Source organism: Oceanobacillus kimchii X50 (genome assembly GCF_000340475.1).
Lineage (GTDB): Bacteria > Bacillota > Bacilli > Bacillales > Amphibacillaceae > Oceanobacillus > Oceanobacillus kimchii.
Window position 1 is genome coordinate 2,860,276 of the sequence record NZ_CM001792.1, and the last position, 13,050, is coordinate 2,873,325.

The 13,050-nt window shown below is 35.2% G+C and carries 9 protein-coding genes, 1 pseudogene and 1 riboswitch; of the genes and pseudogenes, 5 read left to right on the plus strand and 5 right to left on the minus strand.

Annotated elements, in window-relative coordinates; genetic code table 11:
• Positions 1-188: 188 nt before the first annotated feature.
• Both C794_RS14895 and C794_RS14900 read right to left on the minus strand, forming a co-directional pair.
• Positions 189-1,787 carry a BCCT family transporter gene (locus tag C794_RS14895; protein ID WP_017797954.1) on the minus strand — a complete coding sequence of 533 codons (1,599 nt, stop codon included), beginning with the start codon at positions 1,785-1,787 and terminating at the stop codon, positions 189-191.
• 172 nt (positions 1,788-1,959) lie between these two features.
• On the minus strand, positions 1,960-3,537 hold the full coding sequence (locus C794_RS14900; protein ID WP_017797955.1) for a glutathione ABC transporter substrate-binding protein: 1,578 nt from the start codon (positions 3,535-3,537) through the stop codon (positions 1,960-1,962).
• 643 nt (positions 3,538-4,180) lie between these two features.
• Here C794_RS14900 and C794_RS19920 point away from each other — a divergent pair.
• The 4 genes and pseudogenes from C794_RS19920 to C794_RS14920 all read left to right on the plus strand — a co-directional run.
• Positions 4,181-4,450: pseudogene (locus tag C794_RS19920) on the plus strand (TIGR04197 family type VII secretion effector); the annotation flags it as partial.
• Positions 4,451-4,524: 74 nt separating this feature from the next.
• The gene (locus tag C794_RS19925; protein ID WP_017797957.1) at positions 4,525-4,869 is read left to right on the plus strand and encodes a DUF3958 family protein; all 345 of its coding nucleotides are present in this window, start codon (positions 4,525-4,527) and stop codon (positions 4,867-4,869) included.
• Entirely contained in the window at positions 4,869-6,410 is a 1,542-nt protein-coding gene (locus C794_RS20515; protein ID WP_017797958.1) for an LXG domain-containing protein, read from the plus strand. Before C794_RS19925 ends, C794_RS20515 begins: the two co-directional genes overlap by 1 nt.
• Before the next feature lie 16 nt (positions 6,411-6,426).
• The gene (locus C794_RS14920) at positions 6,427-7,047 is read left to right on the plus strand and encodes a hypothetical protein (protein WP_017797959.1); all 621 of its coding nucleotides are present in this window, start codon (positions 6,427-6,429) and stop codon (positions 7,045-7,047) included.
• Between the two features lie 67 nt (positions 7,048-7,114).
• Here the strand turns inward: C794_RS14920 and C794_RS14925 are convergent, their stop codons facing one another.
• The 3 genes from C794_RS14925 to C794_RS14940 all read right to left on the minus strand — a co-directional run bounded on the left by C794_RS14925 (position 7,115) and on the right by C794_RS14940 (position 10,937).
• Complete coding sequence (locus tag C794_RS14925; protein WP_017797960.1) at positions 7,115-8,635, minus strand: sodium:solute symporter family protein; 1,521 nt, start codon at positions 8,633-8,635, stop codon at positions 7,115-7,117.
• A 196-nt stretch (positions 8,636-8,831) separates the two neighbouring features.
• Complete coding sequence (locus C794_RS14935; protein WP_017797962.1) at positions 8,832-10,202, minus strand: LLM class flavin-dependent oxidoreductase; 1,371 nt, start codon at positions 10,200-10,202, stop codon at positions 8,832-8,834.
• A gap of 66 nt (positions 10,203-10,268) precedes the next feature.
• Positions 10,269-10,937 (minus strand): carboxymuconolactone decarboxylase family protein, encoded by a 669-nt coding sequence (locus C794_RS14940; RefSeq protein WP_017797963.1) that lies wholly within the window; start codon positions 10,935-10,937, stop codon positions 10,269-10,271.
• Positions 10,938-11,135: 198 nt separating this feature from the next.
• A riboswitch (SAM riboswitch) is annotated at positions 11,136-11,244 on the minus strand.
• A gap of 425 nt (positions 11,245-11,669) precedes the next feature.
• Between C794_RS14940 and C794_RS14945 the strand changes: the two genes are divergently transcribed.
• Positions 11,670-12,887 (plus strand): hypothetical protein, encoded by a 1,218-nt coding sequence (locus tag C794_RS14945; RefSeq protein ID WP_017797964.1) that lies wholly within the window; start codon positions 11,670-11,672, stop codon positions 12,885-12,887.
• Positions 12,888-13,050 lie beyond the last annotated feature (163 nt).

Consider the following 13,050-nt stretch of genomic DNA (forward strand, 5'->3'; position numbering starts at 1 on the left):
AAATTGAATTTTGACGTAAGTTTTAGCAAGTTAAGATACAATTTTATTTTCAGTCATATTTGTTAGGAAAGAGTCTTTTAGGACGCTTTATTTCTCAATTGTTAATAGGATAGGTTTAAATGAATACAAAAAATCCGAACGATGGTTATTGATAAACGCATCGTACGGATTTTTTGTACTGCAAGAATCTAGTCGAAACTTCTCTTACCTTTATTCTTATTATAATACTTCTTATCTTCTTCTCTAACATTTGTAATCCATGCACGATCCTTATCCATCATTTTCTTGGCCGCGTAAATCGTCAAGAACTGAATAAAGATGATCGGTAATCCCATTAGACCAGATACAACTTCTAGCGGTGCTAAACCACCAATTCGCATTAAGATAAGTGCTACAATTGTAATAATAGCTGCAATTATAATACGCAAATTCCTTGAAGGTTCAGCTTTACTCATATTTTCCGTACCTGCATAAGATGCAATCGTATACGTTGTTGAATCGAGTGTTGTAGTTAAGAAAATCATAGCGATTATGATAAATACAATCAATACTATATTTCCTAATGGTAAGGAAGATAAAATTGCCGGTATCGCCGCCAATGGGTCTTGATTAGATATAATATCTAAGACCGCAACTTCACCATTTAAATATTTATATACACCTAATCCTCCTAATACTCCTGATGCAATCCAAGAAATCATTGTTGGAGCAAGAAGATACGTTAGAATCATTTCCTTAATCGTACGCCCTCTAGATATTTTTGCAGCAAACACACTGTGTAACATCGCCCAAGTAGCATTATAAGCAAACCAGAAAATAGTATTACTTTCGATATGTGATGTTTCTCCACTACCCAAAGCATTGGTATGGAAAGAAATATCGGCATAATTAGAAATTAAAAATCCAACCGTATCTGTAAAGTAATTGAGAATAAATACTCCTGGACCAATAACCATAATAAATAATGCGAATGCTCCAGCTAAGTACATATTCAAAGTACTTAATCGCTTAATTCCTTTTTCTATACCCAGGTAAGCACTAATAGAGAATAGTAATACCCAAACCACGGTGACAATTAATGTTAAACCAAACGATAGCTCTATATTTAGTAATTCTGCTAAATTATAGGTAACAATCGGTGCTCCTAAACCTAATGTAACTGCAGCACCTGATAAGATACTAATTAGGAATAAAACATCTAGCACTATACCACCGATTCCATCAGTAAATCGATCACCGAATAGTACTCGACATGCTTCAGATATACGCATCATTGGCCGTTTTTTAACATGTAAAATATATCCCATTGCTGGAGCAGCCATTACAAATACTGCAAAGACTTGGAAGCTCCAAAGAAACATGCTATACGCACTTCCCCATAAAATGGCAGCATCTGAACCAACTTCTGCTCCAAACGGTGGACTTACTGCCACATTACCCCATTCTATCATCGCTGTACGCATAATCGTTGATCCTAAACCCATTGCAACTAAAATGGATGCATACTCAAATAATGTGAAACGTGGCTTTTCCATCGGATCTCCTAATACAACTTTTCCATATTTTGAAAATGAAAAATACAGACCAGCCACGAGTAATATTATTCCATACCAAAGATAGCCCCAACTAAAAGAATCTACTACTGTATTAAATATGGAATTTAAAAGCGATAAAGATTCATCTTCATATAAAGATAATGGAATACTAATTCCTATAATAATAATGATAGCAGGTAGAAAAATCTTATAATCTATAAGTCCTTTCCTTGAACTTTTATCTTTACTCACGGTAAGTACCTCCTACTAAATGAATTCAACTGTGTTTACCACATAAATTTACAGAATAAACATATACAGTAGGAACTATTGGTAAAAAATTACCTATTACGTATAATTTATATATAGATATTAAAAAACCGAACCAACCATGTTCAGGTCAGTTCGGGCGTAAGCACTATTGTTATTCTTTTTTTGTTACATCACGTAAATATGGAAAACTACTTGGAAACTGATAGAAGCCTTGTACTTCATCACGCAAACCTGCAAGTAATACGGAGTGATAAAGTGGAACGATTGGAGCTTCGTCAATAATTATTTGTTGTGCTTCCTGATATAATTCGAGCCTTCTTTCTTTATTTCCTTCTTGTCTTGCTTCTTCCAATAATCCATCCACTTCCTCATTTGCATAAAAAGAGCGATTCCCTGGATCACCTATATTTTCAGAATGGAACATTGGATACAATCCATAATCCGCATCTAATGTTACAGTGCCCCAACTTCCAACAAACATATCAGCTCCACCATTACCAGTAGTCTCAAGATAATTACCTATTTCCGTCATTTGTATTTCCACATCAATGCCTATTTGTTGAAGATTTGATTGAATTACGGTTGCTATATCACTTGTAGTCGTATCATAAGCCATAACTGTTGTTTCAAATCCTTCTTCATAACCAGCTTCACCTAATAACTCTTTTGCTTCTTCAACATTTTGTTCAATTGGCAGCAATTCATCACTATGCCCGAAAACAGTTGGAGCAAGTGGACCTTTTGCAGGTATTGGGATTCCATTCATTGCACCATTAACGATTTCATCTTTATTGATACTCATTGCGATTGCTTGTCGAACTCTTTCATCTGTAAAAGGTTCTCGTTCTACATTAAACCCAACATAGGTCATGCTCGCACTTTCTGACTGTTTCACATAAGTACCTTTATTAGAGTCAATTTCTTCTACATTATTAGCATTTACTGGATAGATAATATCTGAATTACCAGTTTGAATTTCTGCTACACGTGTTTGATCTTCCGGAACAGATCGGAAGGAAATAGCTTCTACACCGGCCTCTTCACCCCAATAATTATCATTTTTAGTCAGGGTGATTTCACCATCTATTGACCTTTCATCAAACTGAAAGTATCCCGTACCAACAGGTTGTTCATTAATGGTTGTAAAAGGTTGATCGCCATTTTCAATTGCTTCATTATCTTCTTTAATTGATTCTAAGCTAATCATATGACCACCTGGATGGGCCAAGTGAGATGGCAATGCTGAAAAAGGATATTCCGTTTTAATATGCACGGTATATTCATCTACTACCTCTACTTCTTCAATCATATCGAATAAAAAGGCTAACGGAGATCCAATTTCTGGATCAAGCACACGATCTAAATTTGCTTTTACAACCTCTGCATTAAAAGCACTACCATCGTGAAACAATACATCTTCACGTAGTTTCGCCTCCCATACAGTATCTTCAATCTGCTCTAAACTTTTTGCTAACGCTGGTTGAAGCTCTAATTCTGTATTTTGTTCCCATAGCGTATCATACATCGGATTCATCACATATAACGAATTCCCATCATTTGCTGCATGTGGATCTAACGAGACCGGTTCGGCTGCCAAACTTACATTTAGTTGGTTGTTTTTACCTTGGTCGTTATCACTCGATTCTTCCTTAGAACTACCGTCATCTGAACAAGCAGCAAATACAATTGAAAAAACTATAAAAATACTAATCATAACGCTTTTCTTCATTATTCCCACCCCGTTTTATCTAATTGTATGTATAAGAATATATAATTCCCATAAGAATACTAAGGTTTATTATAGTTGAAGATATACCTCTATTAAAGAGATATGCCTAATAAATCAAATTATAATATTATTTTATTCGTATTAGTCCTTATCCTTTACACGAATTTCGAGACCGGAAAATTTCTTCGCAAAAAAATATAAAAGAATGTCATGATAAGTGAAATCAAAATATAAAGAACAAGCAACCATCCAATTAATAAAAATAATGATAAAAGCCTTTCCCCTACTAATGAAAAATTTTCATTCAAATCACTAAATCTAAGTAACATGATCATAATCAATAGAAACAATGGAAAATATAAGTATGCCACTACTTTCAAGTAACACTGGTAATCTCTTGTTTCTGGACCTTAACTTTTATTTGATACCCATCTTTACAGCTCCTTCCAACATTGTTATATAGTAATTTTTTCCTGATTTTTATATAAATAAATCAATTTTAGGTAATTAGCATGGTTTTAGTGTTATTTATTCAGTTTCAATTGAAAATTGTTCTTCTACTGCTATAATAAGACTGAAAATAAATACTATACGAAAGAGTACTATGTATTAGAAAATTATAATACAGCTAAATAAGGAGTGAATTCCATTGTTTATTAGTAGCTTTGCAAGTGCCGAAGAAATCGCAACAAAAATGCAAAATGCCTCTGATGCAATATCTAACGCCACCAACAAAACAATCCTCAAAGCGACCAACACCACTGTATCTGTAAATACAAAAGCACAAGAGGCAAATGAAGAGGCCGTACAATTAGCTCAATTATTCAATCAATCCTTCCGAACGACTATCCAGAATATCCAGTCCGTAGCTAGTGATTTCGAAAGATTAGATGATGATCTTGGTAATGGTTTTGCAGGTCCTTTTTTCATTAATGAATATATAAATGACCTAAAAACTTATAATAATGCCAAAAAAGGTTGATAAACATGAACAAAGTGGAAGCACTAAATAAGCAAATCTCTCAAATACAAGAAGAACAACTAGTCATTTCAAAATCGTTTACAGAAATTGACAATGAAGAAAATGAATTAGTAGAAATAATGAAACGAAATAGGCGACTATTTGATCAGCTAAAATATTCATGGCACAAAGACAGAGAACTTAGTGAGACTTTTGATAATAACAAGAATGAACTCGATCACTATACAAGCAAAATCTCAGAAATTATTTATCAAAAGCGAGTTGAATTATTAAAGAAGAAAAAAACTCTTCACTTGTCTGAAGAAGATTTAATGTATCAACGAAGGTTGCTTCACATGGAGGGTAAATAATGAGCCTTAGTATGTATCTAGGTGAAACAGATGATCAAAGGAATAGTATGAACGCAATATGTATTGAGATTATACAATCGATGGAACAAACGAAGTCTTCAATATATTCATTTCATAAAGCTTTACTTTTACAGGGGATAACATATACCTCAGCAAAATCTTATCTCATTGATGTGTACCTCCCTCTAACTCAAGGTATCATCTACCTTTGTGAAGAGCTAATTCGTCAGAATGATAATTATCCAAGCGAATTTCGAGAGCAAGTAGCAACAACGGATGTCATTGAACAAGAAGTAATAGAACAAATTCAAGAAATTGATAAAAGTATTGAAGCTTTGCGTGACGCAACAGTTGTACTACCATTTCAAAACATGATGATTCAAATTTATATACGAATGAAACAAAAACTCCAAGAGAAACTAGAGAATCTTTATGCGTATAATTCGAGTTCCAGTAGTAACTTTGACACAGCAATAAGTCTTGCTAAAGCAGTGATGACTGGCCTTCAACAGGTTCAAGATGGGAATGGATTTAACAGCGATAATGGTACCTTTCAAACGAAAGGAATGGATTTAAGTTGGATTTCCACAATAGATGATATTCATTACACTAGAAAAGCAGAAGAGCACTACGCCGAGTACCTTCAACAATATCCAGAGGATAAAGATAAAGTAATTGAAATTATTAAATATGAAGAAACTAATAATCAGTATGTTGATCAAACTAATGATTTTCTCTCTCCTCTTGAAGACAAAGATCAAATTGAAATTAAGTTTCTCATGTATACCTCTGAAGAACCTTATCGTACAATGTCTTTAAAGTATTTAGACGAAGTGACCATTGCCGATCCTGAGGCTGGTGGTGGGGCATTCTACCGATCTAGTGATAATAGCATCACAATGGGTAGCATGACAGAGGATCGTACCAATGCCAGAGGTGCATACTTTACTTTTTTTCATGAGCTAGGTCATGCTATTGATTATAATCATGGAGTAGAGAATGGTATGGATGGGTTTTACTCGGATCATTACACATCAAATGGTAAGACATTAGCTAATCAAATGCACGGTGATGTATCAAACAGAGTACAAAGCGAGATTAACCATAGACTTGATGATTCTAAATATGACCATCTATCTTCGACAGAAAAACAAGCTATAATAAATAATATTACAGAGGAATTCATTTATGAAGGTCCATCTAGTGTTTCATTAACAGCTGAAGAAGAAACGCTATATGGTGAAGTACAAACACAAATATCCCGTGAATTACAAGCAGATGAACATAATAACGCATCTGATGTTTATGGTGGTGTAACCGTGAATGAAATAGTTGGCAAATGGGGTCACCACGACAATTCCTATTGGATAGATGAGAATTCAGAAGAAAGAATCAATGAACCGAATAAAGAAGGGTTTGCAAGTTACTACGCAGCTTACATGCTTGAAGACTCTGAATTCAAAGATCAGCAGTTAAATAGTGTTGGTGAATTCTTGCCAAATTCTAAAGAACATATGGATGAAATGCTTAATAACATGTAGTAAAAGGTGGGATCACATGTCCAAATCTATCAAATATCTACTACTAATCGTAGCCTCTTTTTTCTTAATAAGTTGTCAGCAGTCAGAAGGAACTAGCGGAAACGACAAAACTGATTCAGATACTACAAAAGAACAAAATAAAGTCGATGAGGGCGAGGATGATAACATGAGTGAAATAGATATCTATGACTTTAAAAACATTGAAAAAGCACCAAAAGCTGCTGAAAAACAACCTTTAGACAATGTAATCAAAATTTTCTTTGACGAAACAAGTATAGACGATCCTTATCAAGCAATAGCTATTGATATTAAAAATAATGAAATTTATAAAAATCCTATTATCAGTCGTAGAGGGTTACGTGCACAAGACGGTGTAATCGAAGTGAATAACACTGCTGAAGTTAACAACATATTAGAAAAACACAATGTACAAAACTGGGAAGAAGATTATACATTTGAAGATGCTGAAACATATGAAGATGGTTACAGTTGGAGGCTATGGTTACAATATGAAGACGGAACCATTGAGAAACATGGTGGAAAAGGTACAGACATAGTTAAACTTACTCCCGATAACTTTACCGCATTTGTAGATGAGCTTAGGGAATTTGAGAAACGAAAAATAGAGGGAAAATAATATAATAAAAATACGAAAGATTCTCCTATATGAGAGCTCGTTCGTATTTTTATTTTGACTCCATCATTTACAATACTTGCTGTTGCTCAATTTGTTTAACTTTCCTATGACTGTTCATATGTTCTGCCCACAGACTTCCAGCAATCATAACTCCATAGCCAAGCATGGAACTATAAAGCAATGCGGTAAACACATGATCTTGAATCCCAAAACCAGTAAGAGTCATAAAGCAGCTTGCACCTACGATTACGGAAGCTATGGCACCAACACGATTTGCTTTTTTCCAAAAATAACTTAGTGTTAGTGGGGCTACTACTCCACTAATGATCGCCGATGTCCCGAATTGTAGCAGTAATGATAGAGATTCTGGACGGTTGAATGACATATATAACGAAATTAGTCCGATAATAAATAATGCAATTCGAGCTACTCGGACTGCTTTCCGATCTATTTGCATTACAGATAGATTTTTATTCTTATAAAGAAAAGGAGCGATAACTACTTTATAGATATCATTTCCGATACTTGCCGTCATACCAAGATACAAGCTATCTGTAGTCGATAGAATCGCCGAAACCATTCCCATTACAATCAATACAATTAGAACCGTTGGGAAATACTCCAATACATATGCTGGGACTGCACTATCGGATGATGTTAATCCTGGTATCAGAACTCTTGCGGCTAAACCAGCGAACACAGAGAATGTAGATAAAAAAAACAGGGTTGCTCCCGCAGATAATGTAAATGTGCGAAGGTCTTCTTTCTTCCCTACAGATAATACTTTATTCATTAATTGTGGAAGAAGGACGAAACTAAGTAAAAACCATTGAATTGCCATAATGGCGAACCCACTATAAAATGGACTGTCTGCAGCTGTTGGAGCTGTTAAAGCAGGATTAGCATTATTTAATTGTCCGGTTAAATTTCCTAAAGTTCCCCATCCTCCCCCGATTGTCCAAAAAAGAGAAAGAAATAAAAGCACGGAAATAACCGACATCACAATACCTTGAATTCCATCTGTAATTAGTTGTGCATATGCTCCACCCATACTAATATATAAAATCGTTAATGTAACTCCAAAAAAGATTCCCCAATAATATGGTATTCCTATAATTGTTTCAAACATTGTTGCTAAACCTACGTTTTGGGCAACTATATAGTAGATGTTAAATAGAATTAATAACGCTACAATGACTTGTAAAGCTTTACTATTATATCGATTACCTAGCCATTGGGGGAGCGTTAAACTACCTTCATTGTTTTGCCCCTGTTCCCAAAACTTTTTTGTTACAAGTAATAAGCCAATCCATGTGACTCCAAAACACCCTAAAGTATACCAAAGTACAGGTGTACCATACATATACGCCCATCCAGGCACACCAATAAATAAATTAGCGCTAGAATAGGTTGCACCAAAGCTAATTCCAATTAGCCATGGACTCACCTTACCTTTAGCAATGGAAAAACCCTTCATTGAACGACTATATTTAGCTCCTCGCTTACCAAACCAAACAATGAGCAAAAAGTAGCCAAAGAGACACGCTCCGATGATCCACGCAAGAGTCGTTTGATTATCAGTCAGCATTCGTGTCCTCCTCCATTCCTTTTGGGTAGAATTTATTCCAGATAATCAAACCAATTATCCAGAAGACGACAACTCCAATAAAATAATATGTGACCATCTGCTATTCACTCCTTTTCAAACGATTGTAAAATTATAGACCCATGTCAACGGAAGTGGCATGGTTTTAATTTACTAATCTAGTTCACACCTAAAAATATTATGTATGAACCTTTCTTGGTTGCTTCGCTACATGATTTTCAGCCAATCGCTTTTTCCCTTTACCGAATATATTTTCACGTAATGTATTTCCTTCATACTCCGTACGATAGATTCCACGATCTTGTAATATAGGTATTACATGATCTACAAAATCTCTAAATGTATCTGGAGAAGTTGCTAATGCAACATTAAAACCATCTATATCACCTTCAACAGCCCACTTTTGTATTTGATCAGCGATCTGTTCTGGAGTACCTACAAACTTTGGACAACCATTTCCAAGTCCATGATTTTTTATTGCTTCACGTAATGTCCATTTACGATATGGGTCTTTCGTATACAGGTCTAGATTCCCTTGTACTGCTTCTGTTTCAATATCTTCAATATATTGATCTGGATTATACTCTGAAAAATCAATTCCTGTATGTCCTGATAGTAAGGATGCCGTACCTTCATAGCTGATATGGTTTACGAAGTCCTCATACTTCGCAATCGCTTCTGCTTCTGTTGAGCCAACAATTGGTAACATCAATGGGAATATTTTAACGTCATCTGGATTTCTTCCTTTTTCTTGAGCACGTTTCTTAATATCGGAAGAATAATTTTTCAACGATTCAATAGATGTTTGCTTTGTAAAAACTGCCTCTGCATGTTTTGCCGCAAAATCTCTTCCCTTTGGTGATGCTCCCGCTTGGAATAATACTGGCGTTCGTTGCGGCGAGGGTTCAACTAAGTGCGGTCCTGGCACATTAAAAAACTCCCCACTATGATTAATTAAGCGAACTTTCTCTGGGTTAGCAAAAGTATCATTGGCACGGTCATAAATCACCGCATCCTCATCCCAACTACGCTCCCAAAGTTTGTATACCACATCTAAAAATTCATCCGCTCGATTATAACGCAATTCTTTCGGTAACCTTTCTGTTAACCCCATATTGACTGCTTCACTTTCCAAATAGGAAGTAACGACATTCCATCCAACTCTTCCTCCTGTTAAATGGTCCAATGTGGATAACTGACGTGCTAGTACATAGGGTTGTGCATAGGTAGTAGAAATTGTTGGCGCAAAACCAAGATGCTCGGTAACTGCGGCCATTGCTGTAATAGGAAGTAAAGGATCATGTGCAGGAAGTTGAACTGCGCCTCTCGTCGCTGCGTCATGGCTTTTCCCATAAACACTGTACGTCCCTAATACATCAGCAATAAATAACGAGTCAAATTTGCCGCGTTCTAGAATTTGCGCAATTTCCGTCCAGTAACCTAAACGATTATGATTTATTCCATAATCTTTCTCATGTTTCCAAAGCCCCGTTGAATGAGGGGAAGGTGAATTTTGCACGAATCCATTAAAATGAATTTGTTTTGCCATATGCTCAGCTCCTTTTTAGTATCTGAATAAGATAATTACATTAATTAACATTGGGAATCTATTAAACTACTCTTCATCGTAAGCATTTAATGCATTGACACTGTGCGCTAATGCAGAACCTGCTTTAAGAGCAACAGCTACAAAAATAGCTTCTGATAACTCTTCTTTACTGGCTCCAGCTTCCTTTGCATTTTTCGTATGCAAGTCAATACAATAAGCACATCCTGTTGTATGCGCAGAGGCTACTGCAATCAACTCTTTTTCCTTCAATGTAAGTTTACCTTCTTTTAAAACCGCTCCATCAAATTTCAAGAAAGCTTTGAAAGCATCATCACTTATCTCACCAAGTTCTTGTAGTCGTTTAAAGTAGGAAGCTTTATATAACTCATCATCATCATTTCCGTCATATGCATTCAATCCATTTACTGCGTGCGCTAATGAAGAGCCTGCTTTTAATGTTGTTGCAACAAATATTGCCTCAGTTACTTCTTCTTTATCAGCACCTTGGTTTTTTACGTTTCCTACATGGAGTTCAATACAGTATGGACAACCTGTAATGTGAGCAACTGCCACTGCAATTAATTCTTTTTGTTTCACGGAAAGCTTCCCTTCTTCAAGCGCTTTGTTGTTGAAGGCAAAGAACGAATTAAATACGCCTGGTGCAAATTCCTTTAATTCTTGGATACGACTGAAATACGATTTTTTATAAAGACTCCCTGTTTTTGTAGTTGGCATAATACACTCTCTCCTTTTCGTTTTAATAAAAATTTCGATTGCTTGGCTTGTGTAACTATTGCCTCCTAAATAAAGTTAACTTATTGGTTTAGTCATATTTAAAGTCACATTGTTCCAGTTTTTCTTTACACTCCCCTTTTGAAAAAAGAAAAAACCCTTCCGATGAGGAAGAGTTTCATTTAGTGGGCATAAACACTTTTCTCATCTATCAAGCATAAGCTTGCTGGAATGAGCACCATGTTACTTAACTGTAACTGGTTGCTGCGGGATCAACGGACCAGGTTCCTCCCCCGACTCTTGATAAGGAAAATATTATATAGTTGTGTAAGATTTGTATATTAGCATAACGAACCAGCAAATAACTGTCAATAGTTAATTTTCAATTAATTCAATGTAATGAAAAATTTAAACCAATTGGACTATATTGTATATGTTTTTATTTATTCTGGCTTAGACTTTTATTCGACTTGTGGATTCGGAAGAAATTACATGTTCACCCATTCGACTACGTAGACTTTTGTCTGTAACATAGCTACTTTTATGGAACCGTATTACAATGTACCTTCATAATACAATTTAAAACTACCATAACTACCTAGTTTTAATAAGTTATAATTCTCTATACGTCGCCAGTTCATCTACTAAGTTAACCTAAAATTGTAGTTTAAACCCTTTGCTTTTCGGCTAAACAGAATAACATACTAATATTGGCACAATGAAAAGGGTGAAGTTATGACTACATGTTCAACTAGTAGGAGTATTGGTTTAATTTCAGCTCCAGGTTATCCCAACTATATTGCAGCAAAATTAAAAGAAGAACTCCCAAATCTACTACAGTTTTACGTAGACGATGATTGCGAATGGGAGGTTCAATATATTGAAGACCCACTTACAGGTACTGGTGAATCTATTGACATTCTAAAAGCTACTCAAAATAAGAAGAAAAAAAACGACTGGGACTTTGGAATTTGTCTTACAGATTTACCTTTATTCAAAGAAAAACGGCTAATTATTGCAGAAGCAAATCAAGACGAAAACATAGCATTAATTAGCATGCCTAGTCTGGGCTCAACAAGGATGATTAAAAGACTACGAGAGTCCATATTACAGTTAGTAAACGAAATGTATTATGGCAGCTCTGATGGTGATAGAAAAAAGGCCGAACTTCATCTTCAATCTATGAATGAAGATTATAAAGAATTGAAGAATAAAAGTTCAACACGCTTAATCGGAAAACGTTTCTTAGAAAGAATTTCCCCTATTAAACGAGAAACACCTGATGAGCATGAGACGCATGGTGAATGCAATATCGATGTTCGTTTTACTGTTCCACGGAAATGGAGTATTGCTATACGAATCATTTCCGGAATGGTACGAGCCAATCGCCCATGGTCACTCTTTCCAGCATTTATGAAAGTAATTATGATTGCATTTACTACCGGAGCATACGCGCTGGTCTTCCCAACACTATGGCAGTTGAGTGATTATTATTCATTACCACGGATGATTTTACTAACTTTTATTGCTATTACGTCCATGGTAAGTTGGATTATAGTAGCCCATAAATTGTGGGAACGACCTCAAGATGGTAAAGATGACTATATTCGAAAATTATATAATGCTACTACCGTTTTTACCTTGCTATCAACTGTATGTTTGTATTATATTATTCTATACGTTTTATTTACTTTTGCTGTTAATATTTTTATTCCAGCAGAATTGCTTGAAAATCAAATAAATGAGGAAATTAACTTTACGAGCTATCTGTACATCGCATGGACAGCTACTAGTATTGCAACGATTATAGGTGCACTTGGCTCTGCCTTAGAGAATGAGGATGTAGTTCTATCTTCGACATACGGTTATCGCCAACGTCAAAGACATAAACAGATTAAAGAACAAAGAGAACAAGAAGAAGCAGAAGAAGGTCATAAAAAGACAAGACAGTAAGTAATAATGATTATTAATAATTTGCACCTCTAACAACTAACTTGGGGGTGTTTTTATATTGTAAACCTATCTACCTCCGAATTAAAAAAAGAGAGCTTATATGAATAGAGAAGTAAAACTCAAAATAAACCGGTTGAATTTTTTAACGACACGATTTTATATT

Excerpts from the sequence above, each read along its gene's own strand:
- C794_RS14900 (WP_017797955.1), bottom strand. The coding sequence starts at position 3,537 with ATGAAGAAAAGCGTTATGATTAGTATTTTTATAGTTTTTTCAATTGTA.
- C794_RS19925 (WP_017797957.1), top strand. The coding sequence starts at position 4,525 with ATGAACAAAGTGGAAGCACTAAATAAGCAAATCTCTCAAATACAAGAA.
- C794_RS20515 (WP_017797958.1), top strand. The coding sequence starts at position 4,869 with ATGAGCCTTAGTATGTATCTAGGTGAAACAGATGATCAAAGGAATAGT.
- C794_RS14920 (WP_017797959.1), top strand. The coding sequence starts at position 6,427 with ATGTCCAAATCTATCAAATATCTACTACTAATCGTAGCCTCTTTTTTC.
- C794_RS14925 (WP_017797960.1), bottom strand. The coding sequence starts at position 8,635 with ATGCTGACTGATAATCAAACGACTCTTGCGTGGATCATCGGAGCGTGT.
- C794_RS14935 (WP_017797962.1), bottom strand. The coding sequence starts at position 10,202 with ATGGCAAAACAAATTCATTTTAATGGATTCGTGCAAAATTCACCTTCC.
- C794_RS14940 (WP_017797963.1), bottom strand. The coding sequence starts at position 10,937 with ATGCCAACTACAAAAACAGGGAGTCTTTATAAAAAATCGTATTTCAGT.
- C794_RS14945 (WP_017797964.1), top strand. The coding sequence starts at position 11,670 with ATGACTACATGTTCAACTAGTAGGAGTATTGGTTTAATTTCAGCTCCA.